Below are 19,396 nucleotides of genomic sequence, written 5' to 3' on the forward strand. Positions count from 1 at the left end.
CCGGGGGCCCTCTTCTTCTATTCCGCGGCGGCCGGCGTCACGCCGCGGGAAGCCGGCCGAGGTTCCGGGCCGCCCGCCCGTGCAGCGCGATACCGGCGGAGACCGAGACGTTGAGCGACTCGGCGGCGGGGTTCATGGGGATGGACACCGATTCGGCGGCGCCGCCCGCGAACTCGTCCGACGGCCCCGTCTTCTCACTGCCGAACATGAGCACGACGCGCTCGTCGATGCCGCCGAGGTCCCCGACCGTGAGGCGCCCGTCGGCCTCGAAGACCATGGTCCGCATCCCGCTGTCCTGGAAGTGCCGGAGCGCTTCGTCCCGCGTGGCGAGGACGATGGGCAGGGAGAAGACGTAGCCCCTGCTCGCCCGGATGAGACGGCGATCCGCAATGGTGGGGAGATCGCTGTCCACGAGGACGATGCCGGAGGCGCCCAGGGCGAAGGCCGTCCGCACGATGGCGCCGATGTTGCCGACGATCTTCACGCCGTCCAGGACGACGATGTCGCCCTTCAGGTCGGCCAGGTCCGCGAGGCGGCCGGGCCGTGGCACCTTGGCGATACCGAAAGCCTTGGGCTTCTTCTCGGTCTTGAACACCTGATTGGCGATCTCCGACGCGAGCAGCCGGACCGGAATTCCCCGCTTCGCGCAGGCGGCCATCAGGTCGCCCGGCAGGGGCGTGGTCTCGATGCCGTAGACCTCGATGAACTCCACTCCTGCGTGAATGCTCTGCAGAAGGGGTTCGATGTCCTCGATGAGCACGGTCCTGACGACCGACCTCGAATGCTTGGTCACATCGATGATGCGCTGCACCGCAGGGTCGGAACGTTCGATAATCACATCAGGATTGTCCACCGTGCAGACGCTAGCACAAACCGGGCGGGCTACGGTTGCCCGCCCTCCAGGGCGATGCCCAGGCCGGCCAGCGTCTCGTGCACGCTCTTCCCTTCGGCGATCGCTTCGAGCGCGAATCCCCCGACCGATGTGGGGGGATAGCCGATGAGTTCGACCACCTGGCTGACCTTGTAGATGGCGGGCATCTGATCAGCCCTGTCCCAGAGGTAGACGGCTCCCCACAACTGCCGTTCGGCGTCCGAGAACCACGCCTTGAGTCGCATCCCCTCCAGCGCGGAGTAGGCGTCCACCGCATAGTCCCGCAGATATTCCCGGAGGCTCTCCACAGTCGCTTCCGACTTCTTCAGGTCCCACATGACGATCTGCAGATACATAGGTCCAAACTCCTTGGTGACAAGCATGATTGAGCAGGATTGCGGGAATGCCGCCGACACTTCGGACACACCCGGAATATGTGACTCCGGATTAGGCGCACAGACACTGCCTCCCGCAGTGACGAAATCACCGTGAGATCCGCCTCATTGGGCCCGTCGGGCCCGAGCGGAGCGTCCCATCCGCTTGGATGGAACAGTAAGGCGATTCCCTTGTTTCAGTTTCGGAGAAACCCATGACCGAACGTCAAGACACCTCCTTTCCCTACCCCCGCGGCTGCCCCCTCCATCCGCCTCGGGAGTACGCCTCCCTCCGTGCCGAACAGCCCATCAGCAAGGTCACCCTGGCTTCGGGACGGACCGCGTGGCTGCTCACCCGGCACGAACACATACGGCAGTTGCTCGCCAGCCCCGATGTGAGCTCGAACCTCGCCCACCCTGGCTACCCGCTGCACTTCGACGTGCCGGCGGAGATCATGGAGCAGATGCGGCCGGTTCTCCTCGCCATGGACCCGCCGGTGCACACCGCGCAGCGGAAGATGCTGATCAGCGAGTTCACAGCCAAGCGGGTGCTTCAACTGCGGCCTCGCGTCCAGGAGATCGTGGACGAGCGCGTCTCGGCAATGCTCGCCAGTGAGGGTCCGGTCGATCTGGTCGCGGCGCTGGCGCTCCCCGTCCCCTCCCTGGTGATCTGTGAACTCCTCGGAGTCCCTTACGCGGACCGGGCGTTCTTCCAGGACCGGACCGACAAGCTGGTGTCGGTCGACGCCGATCCGCAGGAGCGGAACGACGCGCACGGAGAACTCCACGCCTACTTCGACCAGTTGGTCACCGCCCAGGAAGAAGCCCCCGGCGACAACCTGCTCGGCAGGCTCGTCGTGAAGAATCGGGAGACCGGTACGTTCTCCCACGCGGAGCTCGTCGGAATGGCGAACGTCCTGCTGGTCGGCGGCCACGAGACGACGGCCAACATGATCTCGCTCGGAGTCCTGGCGCTGCTCGAGAATCCCGAGCAGCGGGCCAAGCTCCAGGCCGACCCGGCCCTGGCACCCCAGGCCGTCGACGAGTTGCTGCGCTACTTCAGCATCGCCGACCAGGTGACCTCGCGCGTGGTCACCGCGGACATCGAGATCGGGGGTGTGCACATTCGCGCGGGCGAGGGCGTGATCGGTCTCAGTGCCTCGGCCAACCACGACGAGGCGGTCTTCTCGCACCCGGACCGGCTGGACTTCGAACGCGGTGGAAAGCACCACCTGGCTTTCGGTCACGGCATCCACCAGTGCATCGGGCAGAACCTCGCGAAGCTCGAGCTGGAGGTCGTGTTCAACACCCTCGTCGCCAGGGTCCCCGGCCTAAAGCTGGCCGCCCCGGTGTCGGAGCTGCCTTTCAAGGACAGCATGGGGGTGTACGGCCTCCACAAGCTTCCGGTCGTCTGCTGACGGTCGCGCGCACTTCGGCCCGGGTGCGGCCCCCCAAGGGGAGCGGCACCCGGGCCGAAGGTCTCACCGGCCGTCGGCCCTGCCTCGGGCCGGCCGGCCGGGCAGGTCTTCCAGGGCTCGTCGCACGAGGTACGCGACGAGCCCCTCGGCCGCGGGGACCAGTCCGAGGCGGTTGTTGGTGGTGTGCACGTAGTTCGAGAGACAGCCCGCGTACGGTGTGCCGTCCAGGCGCAGGTCGCGGGCGTCCTGCCCGTCGTGCGCACCGGTCACGGACCGGGCGCGGGCGGTGGCCTCCGCGCTGATCTCGTGGAACACGTCGTCCGTGGCGCCGTCGTGCCAGATCGAGGCGCACAGACTCGTGAGCTTGGCCGAGGCGCTGTCGTAGAGCCGGGGCCAGGCGAGGCGCATCTCCTCAGGGGCGTACGTGCTCCACCATTCCTCGTACTCCCGCAGGAACAGCGAGGCGGCCTCCGGGTCGTAGCCGGCCCCGTGGAGGAACATGGCCATGATCCTCGCCGCCTCCCCGATCGGGGCCCGGCGCTGGTCGACCCACTCGCGCGGTTGCCGTCCCAGCAGGTCGAGGATGGCCGGCGACGACCTCCGGAAGACCGTCTCGGCGATCTCCACGCCCTCCGGGCCGCCGTACTTGCGGTACTCCGGTTCGTAGGGAGCCCGTTCGAGCGTGCCGACCGGCCGGCCCGCCCGGGGATCCTCCCCCTCCAGCCGGGCCAGTTCCTCCTGCATCTTCAGTCCGAGCGCGTACTCGTCCCGCGCCTCGGCCCCGAATTCGGGCATGGCCCGCTCCAGACCCTCGACGACCCGTTCGGCCGCTTCCACGGATCCGGCGCCGGGGCCGCACCGCATCCTCAGGCGCAGATGGGGTCCGCCCTGCCAATAGCGGAGGAAGAAGAAGTGGTCCCGCAGGCCCTCGGCGCGAAGCAGTGGGTCGACCACGTCGCACAGGAAGGGGGTGTGCAGCGAGTGGGGGACGTGGACGTGCACCACCCGCCACTCGTCCGTCCCCGTCAGACCGCTACTTGTCCGTGCATAGTTCAACGAAGAACTCCTCTGTCGCGGTCCAGCCAGTGTCGGGACCGTAGTCGTCCACCGAGGGGAGGCACTCGCGCATCGACACGATCACGTCGCCGCGCGACAGCGCGGACTTCGCGAAGCTCCGGACCAGGTAGGGGTTCCGGAAGTCGACGTACATCGGCTTGTGGACGCTGGCGCGCCGCAGGTGCGCGTAGTCCGCCCACTCCCGCGTCACCTTGCGGCTGCGGCCGGCCATGACGTCACGTTCCTCGGCCGTCTGGCACAGCACGAAGGCGTGGCGGGGCAGGCGGCGGGACCGGCGCCACGCGTCGAAGGCGACGAGCGCGTCGAAGGAGTCCCGGCTCAGGTCCTGCAGCATGGGGATGTCGGCGGCCGCCACATTCCAGGACCTTCGCTCGGCGACGACGTCGCCGACCACGAGGCGGGGCGCGGTGTCGCCGTAGGCCACGGGTCCACCGGCGTCCTGAATGTCCTCCAGCGGTTTCCACAGGTAGCGGTTGGAGGGTGACAGTGCCTCCAGCAGCCGGTAGAGCAGCGGTACGCCGACCGGGGTCATGAAGTTCATGGGTACGAGGTCGACGAACTCCCGCGTGTCCGGGTGCCAGAGCCGCAGGGCCGCGGTGCCCGGCTCCGCGCGGACTTCCAGGCTGTCGATCGTGTACACCGTGCGGTCCGCCCCGAGCGACACGGCGCCGGGGTAGTTCACGACCCGCTGGGTCACCGGGGGATGCAGGTTGAAGTTGAAGCCGAGTACGGAGTTGAGGTCGGCCGTGCCCGGGAACCGCCGGTCGAGGTGGGCGCGTTGCGCGTCCGGCAGGGACCAGTCGCCCTGGCCGCGGACGAACGATCCGAATCGCGAGAAGTAGACGCCGTAGCCGGTCAGCAGACCGTTCACGACCAGGGTCCGGTCCCTGTCGGGCAGTACGCCCCGGGCGAACTGCGCGCGGAACGTCACCGACTCGGTGTGGCGGAGGTCTTCGATTCCCTCGCAGGCCCGCTCGATCACCGAGGGGTCCAGATGCACGGCGCCGTTCTCGGGCGTCAGGTGGTCCCGGATCGTGCGCAGGGCCTCGGCCCGCTGCGTCACGTACCTGTCGACCGCCTCCACGTCCCGTCCCATGAACACGTCGGCCTGTTCCCGGTCGCTCAGCGAGGAGAAGGCCTGGAAGAAGTCGATGAACGGCATGCTGGTGCGTTCCCCGAGCACCCGGGTCGCGAAGGCGTGCAGTCCCAGGCGCTTGATCTGGCCGTTGTCCAGCATCGAGGCCAGGCGCCAGAGGCCCGTCAGGGCGGGGATGCTCCGCTCCACCGTCGGAAGGCTCCACGCCTGGGGCGCGGCGTTGGCCGGGGTGTCCTCGAAGACCGGTGATTTGAGGACGTCCTCCGGGGGCGGCGACACCTTGCAGAGCTCGGCGATGCCGTTGATCGCCGCGTAGGCCGCGTCGAGCATCTTCTGGCGGTCCGCGGCGGGGGCCGCGGCGAAGTCCGTTTCCAGTCGGCGCAGTTCGGCGAAGTGGTCGCGCAGTACGGCCGTCTCCGGTGTGCCGCCGGCGGCGAGTGTCTCCTCCAGCTTCGACGCGTAGTCGGGGTCGTGGTCGTCGACCGCCGGCCGGAAGAACAGGGCCCCGGCGCGGATCAGGCCGTGGACGACCTCCCGGCTCACCGTGTCCTTGCCCGTGACCGCGGTGAGCCCGCGCAGCACCTCGGCCGTCGGCGCCGATCCTCCGGGCATGGCCGCCAGCAGGGCGTTGAAGAGTGCCTCGCGGCGGACGCGCAGGACGGTCTCGGAGGCGATCTTGCCCTCCTCCCGGGAGCCGGGGGCGACAGCGACGAACTCGATGGCGTCGGCGCCCGCGCGCAGGGTCGAGTTCAGCACCAGGTGGCCTGACTCCAGTCCGCCGGGCAGCCGTGGCATCGCGGCGAGGACCCAGTTGACGAGCAGTCGGTTCAACCTCGTGACGGACGGGGCGGGTCCCTCCTCCGGCGTTCCGCCGGCGGGATCCGCCGCAGCCGCCGCAGCCGTCGGGGCGTCCGGCGGGAACGCGCCGATCTCCGTGAACCGGCCGAACGGTGACGGCTTCAGGCTCGCCCGGTAGGCGAAGTTGACGAGGGACGACTCCCGCAGCCTGGCCTTGCTCGGCTTGAGTGCCGGTCCGGTGCCTGTGACGAAGTCGCGCAGACCGTGGTAGAGCCGGTCTCCGGAGAGCTGGATGCTGCGGGCCATCGCATCGTGCTCGAAGAGCGCGGGGAACCCTTCCGCGGCAAGGGACTTCTCGCGCTCGAGTTCCCGGTCGCCGTCGCGCTCGCATTCCGTGGCACGGACACCCAGTCCGCACCAGGTCTCGAGCTCGGCGAACAGGTCCGCGTCGAGGTGCGGGCGAAGCTCTTCGAGTCGTCCGGCCACCCGGTCGTGCCGCAGATTGTGGACGTCGCGTCGCACCTTGATGAGCGTGGCCCGGACATCGTCGCCGAGCGTGGGTACGGCCTCGCCGAGACGGTCGGCCAGACCGCCCGCACGGGCGCGGATGTCTTCCCGCAGGGCGTGCAGTTCATCGATGCGCGACCAGGCGGCGGTGAACGACATCCCGCCGAGCTCGCCCAGCGGAAGCCGACTCCGCCTGTAGACGACATACGGACTGATGTTCACATCCATGGGACTCCCCCAACTTCGTCACGCGGGTCGGCGCGCCACGGCGTGCGGACGTCAGGGGCGCGCCTCGACGAAGGGTCCCTGCCGCACGAGCCTGCCGACCCTGTCTTCCAAAGGCAGCTTCGCGCACGCAACCAACCATGCGCCCGGATTCCGGCCGACCTGTCGCCGACTGTAGGCGGCGCCGCCGGCGTCACCGGCGCGGGCCCGGCCGTCGCTCCGGAGTGCGGTGTCCCCGTTTCGGCACACCTCCGGGCAGGACCCGATGGTTCGAAACTCGAATAAAAGCGCTGGAACGAAAGAAGGCCACCGCCGAGGTGCACCTCGACGGTGGCTCAACTATTTCCTAGCCCTGTGATCAGGACGAGGACGACGAAGAACTCGTCGAAACGCTCGTGGTCGTGCACGAGGCGGCCATCACCTGCGCGAGGTCGTCATTCTCACCAGCGCCAGCGATAAGGTCCGAGATCTCGAGAACGTCGAGCTCGATCTGCTGCTCCATTGCGTTCACCCCCTTTCGTCGAAGTGCTTCGAACCTAACCCGGCCAATCGATCTTCGGCAACATACATTCTTGTGACCTAGATCACAGGGCTTCACGGGCCCTTGCTCTTGACCATTCGAGCTACCGTCGGATCAAGATCACGCGCCCGCCCGCATGGCGCCTACTCACATCTGGGGGCCCCTTCTTGCACCTCTTCGCCAGCATCCCGCAGCCCGATGGCGCAAAATACACCGACACTTTTGCGCCACTCCTACGCGCACTGTTTTCGCCAGAACTGGTAGGGCGCCATGGCCCCTACTACTTCGTCCACACCCAGGACGGGCGGGGCGGCGGAGACGCCCTCCAGGTCAGCTTCGACGGGGTGTCGAACCCCGACGAGATCCGGTCTGACGTGCAACGACTCGCCCGGGACCACGGATGCGTCGCCGGCGTCGAGGAGGTGCCACGGGGCGCGATCCCGTCCCCCCTGTGGAACGCCGGATTCAGCGGAACCGGATTCTCTGATTCCTCCCAGCGGCTCTTCCAGAAGGCCGCACCCACCCTTCTGGGCTTCCTGAACCAGGCGCCAGGGGACGAGAGCCAGCTGTCGAGAGCACTCGGCGCGCTCCGGCTCATGGTCGCCCATATGCGAGCCACTCTTATTCATTCTCCGCAGCGATTCATAGCCGAGTATGAATTCAAAGAGCTGCTTTCTGTCCGCATGCTGAGCTACAGATCGCATTTCGAAGCGGTCTATCTCCGTACCAAGAATCCGGAGTCATTCGAGTCGGCTTGTGACCGGTTCTACCAGCAGGTCGGGCCTGCCGTGCGGGCCTTTGTCGAGGCCTGCGGGGACCCGGACGGCGAACCGGCGGACGATACACAGGTCCGCAGCTGGACGGAGCTCATCACGTCCGAATCAGCCCCCCTGTCCCAGAGCTTCCTGGACGGCTCGCTCGTCAACGCCGGACACAGCCTCGAGGACCTCGTCCGCGAGCGCGGCGCCCCGGTGGAACCCACCCGGTTCCACACGCCGCCCAGTCCCGAACTGGACCGCCTGATGCATCGCGACGCCGACTTCCTGGCCTTCCGGCTGCAGACGAGCCTGCTGTACAGCTCGCTCTACACCCTCGGTTTCAGCCTGGCGGAGAGGTACGTCTTCTGCTACGTCGTCGCACGTGCCAACGAGGAGGTCTGCGGCAAATCGATGCTGGAACTCCAGGACGACCTCGACGGGCTGGCGAAGACCATGGCCGCCCTCCCCTCGCCGGCCGTCGCGTGACGGAGCGCGGGAGCGGGCACGGAAGCGGGCACACGACCGCAGGAAGAAGATCCACATGCATGTGAACAGGCATACGGAACCCATACCGGCCGAGCTGCGCCGGCTGGAGGAACTCGTCTCGCCGTACGGACTGGTCTCCCGCACCGCACCGCTGCCGGTGCGCGAGGGCGAGCCGCCCTTCGCGGTCCAGCTCTCGTACCTCGGGGTGCCGTCCCGCGCCCTCTCCAACCTGCGGACGTGGGCCGCCGACGAGGACACCGGAAACTCCGACGGCGCGGGTACGGGACTCACGCCCGAACGGGCCCGACTGCTGTCCGTCGCCGAAGCGCTCGAGCGGTACTCCACGTGCGCGTGGGACGACGACGCCATGGTGGTCGCCGCGGAGAACGACCTCACCGAGGAGTTCGTGTCACCCTCACGGTGGCCCAGGTGCTCTGCCGCGGAACTGGCGCACGACGACTGCAGACTGACGGAGTACGACCCCTCCGTCCCCATCCGCTGGGTGCGGGCGTGGTCGCTCACGCGCCAGGTGCCGGTGCTCGTCCCCGCCATCTCGGTCTACCTGCACATGCCGTACTCCTCGGAGTCCGAGAAGTTCACCCGCGGCATCACGACAGGGGCGGCGGTGCACTCCGATGTCCGGGCCGCCGTGCTCGGGGGACTGCTTGAGGTGGTCGAGCGGGATTCCATCGCGCTGGTCTGGCTCCAGCGGCTGCGACTGCCCGAACTGCACGTCGACCCCGACCTCCTCGACGCGGACACCCGGGAGCTCCACCGGGTCGGCACCTCCACCGACCTCCGGGTCCGGCTGTTCGACGCGACGACGGACTTCGGTGTCCCGGTGATCTACGGCGTACAGCTCTCCGAGTCCGATCCGACGCTCGCCCAGATCGTCGCCGCGACCTGTGACGTCCGCCCCGAGAAGGCACTGGGCAAGATCTACCGCGAACTGGCGTCCCTGCGGGTCGCCCTGCGCGGGTACGTCTCCGCGTACGCCGGCCGCGAAGCCGACCCCTCCCAGGTGAGCGTGGTCGGCGGGGCCGTCCGGAACGCGCCCCCCGAGCGTCGCCACGTCTTCGACTTCCTGCTGGACGGCGAACGCCCCGCGTACGGTCTCGACGCCATGCCCGGCCTTCCCGCCGGGGCCGACCCCCTCGACGAGGCGGTCTCCCGGCTCGCCGCCCGCGGCGCGGAGGCACTCGTTGTCGACATCACCACGGACGAGGCACGTCAGGTGGGGATGCGGGCGGTGAAGGTGCTCGTCCCGGAGGCGATGCCGGTGTCCTTCGTCCACGCCGAGCGCTTTCTCGGCACCCCACGCCTCTACGAGGCGCCCCGGGCCATGGGCCTCACCAGCCACCCCGAGGACGCGTTGAACCCCGAGCCTCAGGCGTTCGCATGAGCGGGAAGAAGGAGCAGAGCAATATGGCGCAGGATCTCCGTCCGCGGTGCCTGTATCTCGTACGCGACGGCTTCGGCCGTCAGCTCGCCGAGCATCGCGGTGTGCCGGGGGAACTCCGGGTGTCCTTCGAGGAGTTCCTCGACGGTTCGGCTCCGCACGCGGACGTCGTCGTCCCCGTCCATTCCGGCGGGGCCCCCGAGCTGCGCGACGAGGTCGACCGGGTCTGCGCGGAACAGGGCACTCCGTCCGTCGGGCTCCAGCTGCTGCCGACCAAGCTCCTCTGCGGGCCGGCCGTCGCCCCGGGCAGAACGGCGTGCTACGCCTGCTACCGGAAACGTACGGCGCAACACGCGGGCACGGCCCGCCCGTACGACATGGACGCGGCCCTCGTCGGACTGCCCGAGGGGTTCGGCCCCCTGCACCTGGCCGTCGCGTCCGGCCTCCTGGACCTCGCGCTCGCCGACGTCACCGCGGTCCCGGCCGCGACGGGAGGCACCGTGCGCACCTTCAGCCTCGTCTCGGGCGGCGTCTCCGCGGCGGCCACGGTGTCGGTCGACCGGTGCCCGCGGTGCGGGGACCGGTTCGCGAGCAAGCGCCCGGACGACGCGATGCCGTTCCCGGAACTGTTGCGGTAAGGAGGAGATTGATCATGGTTGCCGAAATGAAGGCCGAACAGATCGGGCGGGCCGCCCGGACTGACATGCAGTTGATGGTCCCCGTCAGGCCCGTCCTGCGACGCGGTGTACGCATGCGCCGGGCAGGGGATTCCGTCGTGCTCGACGGGGCGGATCGGGCTCAGGTGTTCTCGGGGGCGTTCGCCCGTGAGGGGTTGATCCCCCTCACCGAGGCGTGCGACGGCACCCGCGGCCACACGGAGCTGGCGGAGAAGGTCGGATTCGACGAGGCCACGGTCTACAAGTGCCTGGCCCTGCTCTGGACGGCCGGGGCTGTCGAGGAAGCACCGTCCGGCGACGAACCGGACGTGGCTCCCGAGTGGGCCGTCTTCCTGTCCCGGCTGGGCAACTCCACGGGCGCGAACCTGTCCTGGGCGGATGCCGTCACGCGCCTGGCCGACCGTTCGGTGCGGCTCGAGGGCGACCCCGCCCTCGTCGCCGCGGCCCGGCGGTCGCTGGAGGGCGTACCCCTCTCCGCCGCATCCTCCGGCCCGTCCGGCACCCCGGGAGAGCTCACCGTCTTCTTCGAGACGGTCGCCTCTGCGGCTCTCCTCGCCGCCACCGAGGAACGGTGCCGGCAGGACGGCCGGCCCCTGCTGCGGGTGCGCGCCGACGCCCGGGCGTTCACCGTCGGCCCGTACGCGGACGCCTCCCTCACTCCCTGCCTGGAATGCGGCAGCCACGGCGAGGCGGAACTGTCCGGCGAGCTGCCCGGGCACCTCGCCGACCTCGTCGCGGGAGTCACCGCGCACCACGTCGTCGCCCTGCTCGCCCGGGCCGCCATCTCGCATCTTCCGACCGACTCCAGCGTGACGGACGTCTCGACCCTGAGCTCGGTGTACCGGCCGGCGACCGTCCGGCCGGGATGCTCGCGCTGCTCCTACACCGAGGGGCCCGTCGCGCCGCGGGCGCCGGCCGGATCCGTCTACGAGGCGTCGGTGGCGATGCCACCGCGGTCGTTCCTCTCCCCCAAGGACCACCAGGCGCACTACTACGCGTCCAACCTCCGGCTACAGGCGCAGTTCAAGGACTGGCCGAGTCGTCGGCACACCCCCCTTCCCGCCGCCGATCTCGCCGCCCTCGCCGCGGCTCGGCGGCCCGATCCGTCCGGCGGCGGTGTCCCGCTCACCCTGGAATCCCTGAGCACGGTGCTGAAGATCGCTTTCGGCGTCAAGGACGAGGAGAGCACGCCGGAACGCGTCAAGCGGTGGACCGCGGCCTCCGGCAACATCGGATGCACCACCGCCTACGTGGTGCTGCGCGACGACCGCGTCCTGCCTCCGGGGATCTACGTGTACGCCCAGGGCAGTCATTCGCTCGCGGCTGTTTCCAGCCAGGTGCCCGACGGCTCGGCGCCCTGCGAGATCGTCGTCACCGGCGATCTGAAGAAGGTCATGACCAAGTACGGCACGTTCGGCTTCCGGCTCGTCTTCCTGGACGCCGGGTGCAACCTGTCCGCGGCCCGCGAGGTCGCCGAGCACCTGGGGCTCGCCTTCGCGCCGCGTCCGGATTGGGACGACGACGCGCTGGCCCGTGCGCTCGGCACGACGCCGGCCGACGAGCCCGTCGCCGCTGTGGCAACCCTGGGAGGTACGGCATGAGAAGCGATCTGACGTCCATGAACGCCGTCCTTGAGGGCTTCGGCTCCCGGTCGAGCACCTCGGACGGCCGGGCGGCGCAGCGCCGGCCGGTGGAATTCCCGCATGCCGTGCCCGTCGAGCCGGCCGTGGAGCCCGCCGAGCTCCGGCCGCCGCACGACCTGCGGGACACGCTGAACCGGCGGCGGTCCTCGTTGCACTACGCGCCGCAGCCGGTCCGCACCGATGTGATCCTGTCGCTCCTGGGCGAGGTGATCCGCCGGGACCGTACCGACTGGGGCCTCGATGCCGAGGCCGGTCCGCTGGAGGGGTTCGTCTTCGCGCTCCGCAGCGAGGGCGTCCCGCCGGGCCTGTACCGCGTGACGGCCGAGGGGAGCTGGCACCTGGCGGGGCTCGATGCCATCGGGCCGCTGGAGAATCTCGGCGTGCAGCGCGAGTTCGCGACCGCCGCGGGGATCGTGGCGATGTACGCCGACCTGGACCAGGCCGACACCTGGGCGGGGGCGCACGGCTACCGCGTCAGTGCCAACCGGGTGGCGATGGCGACCTACGACCTCAACTTCCGTTTCCAGGCTCTGGGGCTCGTCGGCACGCTGTTCGGCGGGTTCATTCCCTCGTCCGTGCATCGCCTGGTCCAGAGCGACGGGGCTTCCCGCCATTCGCTCCTGGCCACCACGTACGCCCACCCCCCACAGGACTGATCGGGGCGCGTCCCCGCGAGACAGCGAAGGGCCCGCACGGCGTCTGCCGTGCGGGCCCTTGCTTGCTGCTGTGTGCTCAGTTCAGAGCAACCGGGTCACCCCGATCGAACAAGTGATTACTTGTTGATCTTGACGACCTGGCCGGCGCCGACGGTCCGGCCACCCTCACGGATGGCGAACTTGAGGCCCTCCTCCATGGCGACGGGCTGGATCAGCTCGACGGTCATGGAGGTGTTGTCGCCCGGCATGACCATCTCGGTGCCCTCGGGGAGGGTCACGACGCCGGTCACGTCCGTGGTACGGAAGTAGAACTGCGGGCGGTAGTTGTTGAAGAACGGGGTGTGACGGCCACCCTCGTCCTTCGACAGGATGTAGGCCTGGGCCTCGAACTCGGTGTGCGGCGTGACCGAACCGGGCTTGATGATGACCTGGCCGCGCTCGACGTCCTCGCGCTTGATGCCACGGAGGAGCAGACCGACGTTCTCACCGGCCTGGCCCTCGTCGAGCAGCTTGCGGAACATCTCGATGCCGGTGACCGTGGTGGTGGTCTTCTCGGTCTTGATACCGACGATGTCGACGGTCTCGTTGACCTTGAGGACACCACGCTCGATACGACCGGTGACGACGGTGCCACGACCGGTGATCGTGAAGACGTCCTCGATCGGCATCAGGAACGGCTTGTCGACGTCACGCTCGGGCTGCGGGATCGCCTCGTCGACGGCGGCCATCAGGTTCAGGACCGACTGGCCCCACTCCTTGTCGCCCTCGAGCGCCTTGAGCGCCGAGACCTTGACGACCGGCAGGTCGTCGCCCGGGAACTCGTACTCGGAGAGGAGCTCACGGACCTCGAGCTCGACGAGCTCCAGGATCTCCTCGTCGTCCACCATGTCGGCCTTGTTCAGGGCGACGACGATGTACGGAACGCCGACCTGGCGGGCCAGGAGCACGTGCTCCTTGGTCTGCGGCATCGGGCCGTCGGTGGCGGCGACCACGAGGATGGCGCCGTCCATCTGCGCGGCACCCGTGATCATGTTCTTGATGTAGTCAGCGTGACCGGGGCAGTCGACGTGCGCGTAGTGACGCGACTCGGTCTGGTACTCGACGTGCGCGATCGAGATGGTGATACCGCGCTGGCGCTCCTCGGGAGCCTTGTCGATCTGGTCGAAGGCCGAGGCCTCGTTCAGGTCCGGAAACGCGTCGTGCAGCACCTTGGTAATGGCGGCCGTGAGGGTCGTCTTACCGTGGTCGATGTGACCGATGGTGCCGATGTTGACGTGCGGCTTAGTCCGCTCGAACTTCGCCTTCGCCACGGGGGTCCTCCTGGAGAGTGGTTCTGTACGCCTTACTCATCGGCGCCAGGTGATCTTTGCTGGGATGCCGTCCGCCGGGGGCTCCTCTTCGGGTTCGAAGTCCGAGCCCCGGCGTACGGTGTCAAGCCTAAAGCGTGCACTCGGGTGAGTTACTCGCCCTTGGCCTTCGCGATGATCTCCTCGGCGACGTTCCGGGGAACCTCGGCGTAGGAGTCGAACTGCATCGAGTAGCTTGCGCGACCCGAGGTCTTGCTGCGGAGGTCTCCGACGTAGCCGAACATCTCCGAAAGCGGCACGAGGCCCTTCACGACGCGAGCGCCGCTGCGCTCCTCCATGGCCTGAATCTGGCCACGGCGGGAGTTGATGTCGCCGACGACCTCACCCATGTAGTCCTCGGGCGTGACGACCTCAACGGCCATCATCGGCTCAAGGATGACGGGAGAAGCCTTGCGCGCGGCCTCCTTGAAGGCCTGCGAACCGGCGATCTTGAACGCGAGTTCGGAGGAGTCGACCTCGTGGTACGCACCGTCGAGAAGGATGACGCGGACGCCAGTCATCTCGTAGCCGGCCAGGATGCCGAACTGCATGGCTTCCTGCGCGCCGGCGTCGACCGAAGGGATGTACTCCTTCGGGATGCGGCCACCGGTGACCTTGTTCACGAACTCGTACGAGGCGTCGCCGCCCTCGATGGGCTCGATCGCGATCTGCACCTTGGCGAACTGACCGGTACCACCGGTCTGCTTCTTGTGGGTGAAGTCCACGCGCTCGACGGCCTTGCGGATCGTCTCGCGGTACGCGACCTGCGGCTTGCCGACGTTGGCCTCGACCTTGAACTCGCGACGCATACGGTCGACGAGGATGTCGAGGTGAAGCTCGCCCATACCACCGATGATGGTCTGGCCGGTCTCCTCGTCCGAGTGGACCTGGAAGGAGGGGTCCTCCTCCGCGAGACGCTGGATGGCGACACCCAGCTTCTCCTGGTCACCCTTGGACTTGGGCTCGATCGCGACCTGGATGACCGGCGCCGGGAAGTCCATGGACTCCAGGATGACCGGCTTCTTGTCGTCGCACAGCGTCTCACCGGTGGTGGTCTGCTTCAGGCCCATGACGGCGACGATGTCGCCGGCGCCCACCGAGTCGATCTCCTCACGCTTGTTCGCGTGCATGCGGTAGATCTTGCCGATGCGCTCCTTCTTGCCCTTGACGGAGTTCAGCACCGCGGTGCCGGCCTCCAGGCGACCGGAGTAGATCCGGACGAAGGTGAGCTTGCCCAGGTGCGGGTCGCTCGCGATCTTGAACGCGAGGGCCGACAGCGGCTCCTCGTCGGACGGCTTGCGCTTGACGACGACCTCGGCGTCCTTGACGTCGTGGCCCTCGATGGCCTCGACGTCCAGGGGCGAGGGGAGGTAGCGCACGACCGCGTCGAGCAGGGGCTGAACGCCCTTGTTCTTGAACGCGGTGCCGCAGAAGACGGGGGTGACCGTCGGGACGCCGCCACCCTTGCCGGAGGCAATGGTGATGCGACGGATCGCGGCGTACAGCTGCTCCTCGGTGGGCTCCGTGCCCTCGAGGAAGAGCTCCATCATCGCGTCGTCGTTCTCGGCGACGGTCTCGACCAGCTTGCCGCGCCACTCTTCAGCGGCCTCGGTGTGCGTGGCCGGGATGTCGACGATGTCGTACATCTCGCCCTTGGTCGCCTCGGCGGACCAGACCAGAGCCTTCATGCGGACGAGGTCCACAACACCCTGGAAGTCCATCTCGGAACCGATGGGGAGCTGCATGACGATCGGGACGGCGCCGAGGCGGTCCACGATCATGTCGACGCAGCGGTGGAACTCGGCACCCGTACGGTCGAGCTTGTTGACGAAGCAGATACGCGGAACGCCGTAGCGGTCCGCCTGACGCCAGACAGTCTCGGACTGGGGCTCCACACCGGCGACGCCGTCGAACACCGTGACCGCACCGTCGAGGACGCGGAGCGAACGCTCCACCTCGACGGTGAAGTCGACGTGGCCCGGGGTGTCGATGATGTTGATGGTGTGGTCGACGTCTTCGAGCGGCCAGTGGCAGGTCGTCGCGGCAGACGTGATCGTGATGCCGCGCTCCTGCTCCTGCTCCATCCAGTCCATCGTGGCAGCGCCGTCGTGGACTTCACCGATCTTGTAAGACACACCGGTGTAGAACAGGATGCGCTCGGTGGTGGTCGTCTTGCCCGCGTCGATGTGAGCCATGATGCCGATGTTGCGCACCTTGGCCAGGTCAAGCGAAGTGGTAGCCATATCGGCTCAGTCTTCTCTCGGTCTCGATGTGGGTTGGGACTACCAGCGGTAGTGCGCGAAGGCCTTGTTGGACTCGGCCATCTTGTGCGTGTCCTCGCGCTTCTTGACGGCCGCACCGAGGCCGTTGGAGGCGTCGAGGAGCTCGTTCATGAGGCGCTCGGTCATGGTCTTCTCGCGGCGGGCGCGGGAGTAACCCACGAGCCAGCGCAGCGCGAGGGTGGAGGCGCGACCGGGCTTGACCTCGATCGGCACCTGGTAGGTGGCGCCACCGACACGGCGGGACTTGACCTCGAGGGACGGCTTGACGTTCTCGAGGGCGCGCTTCAGCGTGATGACCGGGTCGTTGCCGGTCTTCTCGCGGAGGCCTTCCATGGCGCCGTAGACGATGCGCTCGGCGGTGGAGCGCTTGCCGTCCAGCAGGATCTTGTTGATCAGCGAGGTGACAAGAGGAGAGCTGTAGACCGGGTCGATGATGACCGGGCGCTTCGGGGCGGGGCCCTTACGAGGCATTCTTACTTCTCCTTCTTGGCGCCGTAGCGGCTGCGAGCCTGCTTACGGTTCTTGACGCCCTGCGTGTCGAGGGAACCGCGGATGATCTTGTAACGAACACCCGGCAGGTCCTTCACACGGCCACCACGCACGAGCACGATGGAGTGCTCCTGCAGGTTGTGGCCCTCACCCGGGATGTAGGCCGTGACCTCGATGCCCGAGGTCAGACGCACACGCGCGACCTTACGGAGGGCCGAGTTCGGCTTCTTCGGGGTGGTGGTGAAGACACGCGTGCAGACGCCGCGACGCTGAGGGGAACCCTCGAGTGCGGGCGTCTTGTTCTTCTCGACCTTGTCCTGCCGGCCCTTCCGGACCAGCTGCTGGATCGTAGGCACTACTTCTCCGGTTTCTGTGTGCCGTCGTAAAACTAACCTGGAACACGCCCCCGACCCACGCGGTCGGGTGTGTCGAATACTGCGGACCTCCGCCGAAGGCGGAAAAGGCGCAGATTGCGGTGGCCGTTGTCGAACTCGCCATGCGGTTGAGGACACGCACGCGAGCCCAGGCACACCCCAGGCACAAGGTCTGAGCGTACCTATCGCATGGACTCCGGTCAAAACAAATGCCCACGCGCACGATGCCCGGTCGACGTGGGAGAACGAATCCGGGGACGGCGGGTGCGCGGGCGGTGACGGAGAGCCCGTACCCGCGCCGCGGATACGGGCTCCGATCCCTCGCCGGGGCGGGGGTGGGGTCAGTCCCGGCCGACCCGGCGGGGCTCGCCGGGGGCGCGTGGTTCGCCCTCCTCGTCGCCGGGCTCCAGGAACTGGTTGACGACCTTGACGAACACGCCCATCCGCTCGTCGGGTACGCCGAGCCAGCGGGCGAAGTCCTCCATGGTGGGCTGCCAGTCGCCCGGCGGCAGCAGATCCGCCGCCAGGGGCAGCTCGTCGGGCGTGACCCGGCCGGACCGGATGAGCATGTCGCGTACGGAGACCCCGAGAAGGGGGGCGATCCTGCGCATGGTCTCCAGGTCGGGCATGCTCTGCCGCTGGAGCAGCCGTGTCACGGCGGCCCGGTGGACCCCGGCCTCGTCGGCGATCCGGGACTTTCCTCCACCGCGCGGACTGTCGATGTCGTAGCCGCGCGCTCTCATCAGGCCTTCCACCCAGCCTGCGAACTCGTCGAGCCCTTGAGTGCTCATGTACCGCTCCCTAACTCCCCCACCCTCCGGGGACCACACTCTAGCGTGCTTGCGCGCAAAGAATTACGTGCTTTTGAGCACGCAATCGTGTCGAATCGGTGAAGGAGGCTCCACGGCGCTCCACAAATTTGTTGCGCGCTCGCACGCAACATGTCACTCTCGGACTCGCCGCCGCACTCGTCGGCCTCATGAGTCCCAGGAGTCGCACCGGCCCCAGGGCTCGGTGGCCCCGGACCGTGGAGAGAAGAACCATGCTCCTGCCCGACTCGTCCTCATGGCAGGCCGCCGCCGCGTGCGCCGGCCTCTCCCCGTCCGTCGTCTTCGCCCGCCGCCCCCAGCAAGCCGCCCCGGCACTGCGCGCCTGCGCCGCCTGCCTGGTCCGCCGCGAGTGCGAGGCCGCCGTGGCCCCCGCGGAGAACTACTTCGACGGCGTCTGCGCGGGCCGCCTGTGGCGCAACGGCCGCGCGGTGCCGGAGGCGCGAATGGCGAAGGTGCTGGGGGCGGCGACCGCGGGGACCGCTGGGACCGCGGGGACTGCCGGGACCGCTGGGGGCGTCCGTGGCTGAGCCGAATGCGGAAGGGACCGTAGGTGGGTCCTCCGCCGAACGGACACTCAATGAGCGGCTCCTCACCGAACCCGCCCTCGAACGGATCCTCACCGACATCGCCCTGTGGGCCGCCTCCCTCGCCCGGCAGTTTCCCGAGCTCGCCGAGGAGCTCGCGCCCGGCCGCCGCTCGCCCACCGGCGCCGCGCCCGCCGCGCCCCACCCCGGCCGCGACGAACTGATCCGCGAGGAGCGCCGCGAGGCGCTGCTGCTCGAGCAGCGGCACGGGCTCGTGGTCCCGGGCCACGGCGCCGCGCCGATCCGGCTGCACGTCAGCGACGCGATCCGCGACATCACGGACGGCGTGGTGGAGCTGGAGGAGGCGGTACGCGCCCGGCTCGGCCTCCCCCGCCCCGGCCGCGCCCCGGTCGTGGAGCGGCTGCGGCGGACCGTGGCGCTGCTCGACGAGATCGCGGTCCACCCCGACCTGGCCCGGCACGTGCGGGACGAACTGCGCCGGATGGCACGGCGGTGCGCACGGACGCTGGGCGACACGGAGACGGTCGTCCGGGTCTCGGGCCGCTGCCCGTGGTGCGACTCGGTGTCGCTGCGGGCGTTCCCGGACCGGCGGGCGGTGCTGTGCGTCAACCCGGCCTGCACGTGCACGGTGGACGACTGCGGCTGCCAGGACGACCCCGCGTACCGGCACCTGTGGCCGGAAGCGGAGTGGGCGGAGCTGGCGGCCGCGGCGGGCGCCCGTACGGAGGAGATCGAGACGGCGATGGACACGACGAAGGAGACCCCTTGTTGAGCTCGGCCTCCATGCCGCTGTCCCTGCCGGCCCTGATCCCCGGCCCCCTGGCCGCCGAGGAGGCCGGCGTCGCCCCGGCGACGATCCGCAAGTGGGTCCAGCTCGGCCACCTACGGGCGGCGGGCAAAGCGGGCCGGGCCCAACTGTTCCGCCTGGAGGACGTGTTCGCCGCGGAACGAACCGCCCGCCGCCGTCCTCGTACCGCGTAGCCCTCACGACCACCGAACGACGAAGCGCCCCGCGTCTCCTGGAG

The 19,396-nt window shown here is 68.7% G+C and carries 19 protein-coding genes; 9 read left to right on the forward strand and 10 right to left on the reverse strand.

All coding sequences use genetic code 11. From position 1 onward, the window contains the following. Window positions 1-37: 37 nt before the first annotated feature. Window positions 38-838 (reverse strand): NshR/TsnR family 23S rRNA methyltransferase, encoded by an 801-nt coding sequence (nshR, locus tag ACFWRO_RS36200; protein ID WP_384518679.1) that lies wholly within the window; start codon window positions 836-838, stop codon window positions 38-40. A gap of 44 nt (window positions 839-882) precedes the next feature. Further along, the gene (locus ACFWRO_RS36205; protein WP_384518681.1) at window positions 883-1,227 is read right to left on the reverse strand and encodes a hypothetical protein; all 345 of its coding nucleotides are present in this window, start codon (window positions 1,225-1,227) and stop codon (window positions 883-885) included. A 233-nt stretch (window positions 1,228-1,460) separates the two neighbouring features. Here ACFWRO_RS36205 and ACFWRO_RS36210 point away from each other — a divergent pair, with 233 nt between their 5' ends. Continuing rightward, entirely contained in the window at window positions 1,461-2,663 is a 1,203-nt protein-coding gene (locus ACFWRO_RS36210) for a cytochrome P450 (protein WP_384518684.1), read from the forward strand. Between the two features lie 63 nt (window positions 2,664-2,726). On the opposite strand, the gene ACFWRO_RS36215 is transcribed toward ACFWRO_RS36210, so the two are convergent. From ACFWRO_RS36215 to ACFWRO_RS36225, 3 genes are all read right to left on the reverse strand, one after another. After that, window positions 2,727-3,719: a lantibiotic dehydratase C-terminal domain-containing protein gene (locus ACFWRO_RS36215; protein ID WP_384518686.1), complete on the reverse strand. Its 993-nt coding sequence runs from the start codon at window positions 3,717-3,719 to the stop codon at window positions 2,727-2,729. Then, entirely contained in the window at window positions 3,697-6,369 is a 2,673-nt protein-coding gene (locus tag ACFWRO_RS36220; protein WP_384518689.1) for a lantibiotic dehydratase, read from the reverse strand. The genes ACFWRO_RS36215 and ACFWRO_RS36220 overlap by 23 nt, the downstream gene beginning before the upstream one ends. Window positions 6,370-6,724: 355 nt before the next feature. Next, entirely contained in the window at window positions 6,725-6,868 is a 144-nt protein-coding gene (locus ACFWRO_RS36225; protein ID WP_078597647.1) for a thiocillin/thiostrepton family thiazolyl peptide, read from the reverse strand. A gap of 185 nt (window positions 6,869-7,053) precedes the next feature. On the opposite strand from ACFWRO_RS36225, the gene ACFWRO_RS36230 reads away from it, so the two are divergent. From ACFWRO_RS36230 to ACFWRO_RS36250, 5 genes are read left to right on the forward strand one after another with little or no spacing between them, the layout of a single operon-like run. Continuing rightward, complete coding sequence (locus tag ACFWRO_RS36230; RefSeq protein ID WP_384518693.1) at window positions 7,054-8,130, forward strand: hypothetical protein; 1,077 nt, start codon at window positions 7,054-7,056, stop codon at window positions 8,128-8,130. Window positions 8,131-8,185: 55 nt separating this feature from the next. Further along, on the forward strand, window positions 8,186-9,532 hold the full coding sequence (locus tag ACFWRO_RS36235; RefSeq protein WP_384518696.1) for a YcaO-like family protein: 1,347 nt from the start codon (window positions 8,186-8,188) through the stop codon (window positions 9,530-9,532). Between the two features lie 23 nt (window positions 9,533-9,555). Beyond that, a complete protein-coding gene (locus ACFWRO_RS36240) occupies window positions 9,556-10,167 on the forward strand; it encodes a cyclodehydratase (RefSeq protein WP_384518698.1) in 612 nt (203 codons plus the stop codon). Window positions 10,168-10,181: 14 nt separating this feature from the next. Beyond that, window positions 10,182-11,807 carry a tpaE gene (locus ACFWRO_RS36245; protein WP_384518701.1) on the forward strand — a complete coding sequence of 542 codons (1,626 nt, stop codon included), beginning with the start codon at window positions 10,182-10,184 and terminating at the stop codon, window positions 11,805-11,807. Then, window positions 11,804-12,505: a tpaF gene (locus tag ACFWRO_RS36250; protein ID WP_384518704.1), complete on the forward strand. Its 702-nt coding sequence runs from the start codon at window positions 11,804-11,806 to the stop codon at window positions 12,503-12,505. Before ACFWRO_RS36245 ends, ACFWRO_RS36250 begins: the two co-directional genes overlap by 4 nt. 116 nt (window positions 12,506-12,621) lie before the next feature. Here ACFWRO_RS36250 and tuf read toward each other — a convergent pair whose 3' ends face one another. From tuf to ACFWRO_RS36275, 5 genes are all read right to left on the reverse strand, one after another. Then, window positions 12,622-13,815 carry an elongation factor Tu gene (tuf, locus tag ACFWRO_RS36255; RefSeq protein ID WP_384518707.1) on the reverse strand — a complete coding sequence of 398 codons (1,194 nt, stop codon included), beginning with the start codon at window positions 13,813-13,815 and terminating at the stop codon, window positions 12,622-12,624. A 149-nt stretch (window positions 13,816-13,964) separates the two neighbouring features. Beyond that, on the reverse strand, window positions 13,965-16,094 hold the full coding sequence (gene fusA, locus ACFWRO_RS36260) for an elongation factor G (protein WP_384518710.1): 2,130 nt from the start codon (window positions 16,092-16,094) through the stop codon (window positions 13,965-13,967). A gap of 39 nt (window positions 16,095-16,133) precedes the next feature. Then, window positions 16,134-16,604 (reverse strand): 30S ribosomal protein S7, encoded by a 471-nt coding sequence (gene rpsG, locus ACFWRO_RS36265; protein WP_007445917.1) that lies wholly within the window; start codon window positions 16,602-16,604, stop codon window positions 16,134-16,136. Between the two features lie 2 nt (window positions 16,605-16,606). Beyond that, entirely contained in the window at window positions 16,607-16,978 is a 372-nt protein-coding gene (gene rpsL, locus ACFWRO_RS36270) for a 30S ribosomal protein S12 (protein WP_003948652.1), read from the reverse strand. Between the two features lie 359 nt (window positions 16,979-17,337). Beyond that, window positions 17,338-17,787, reverse strand: a complete 450-nt coding sequence (locus ACFWRO_RS36275) for a helix-turn-helix domain-containing protein (protein WP_384518713.1) — start codon at window positions 17,785-17,787, stop codon at window positions 17,338-17,340. A gap of 251 nt (window positions 17,788-18,038) precedes the next feature. On the opposite strand from ACFWRO_RS36275, the gene ACFWRO_RS36280 reads away from it, so the two are divergent. The 3 genes from ACFWRO_RS36280 (at window position 18,039) to ACFWRO_RS36290 (ending at window position 19,352) form a co-directional block, all read left to right on the forward strand. After that, a complete protein-coding gene (locus tag ACFWRO_RS36280; protein ID WP_384518715.1) occupies window positions 18,039-18,353 on the forward strand; it encodes a WhiB family transcriptional regulator in 315 nt (104 codons plus the stop codon). 85 nt (window positions 18,354-18,438) lie between these two features. Further along, window positions 18,439-19,143 carry a hypothetical protein gene (locus tag ACFWRO_RS36285; RefSeq protein WP_384518718.1) on the forward strand — a complete coding sequence of 235 codons (705 nt, stop codon included), beginning with the start codon at window positions 18,439-18,441 and terminating at the stop codon, window positions 19,141-19,143. A gap of 11 nt (window positions 19,144-19,154) precedes the next feature. Beyond that, window positions 19,155-19,352, forward strand: a complete 198-nt coding sequence (locus ACFWRO_RS36290; RefSeq protein WP_362013884.1) for a hypothetical protein — start codon at window positions 19,155-19,157, stop codon at window positions 19,350-19,352. The last annotated feature ends 44 nt before the right edge of the window (window positions 19,353-19,396 follow it).

Source organism: Streptomyces sp. NPDC058579 (assembly GCF_042718575.1).
GTDB lineage: Bacteria > Actinomycetota > Actinomycetes > Streptomycetales > Streptomycetaceae > Streptomyces.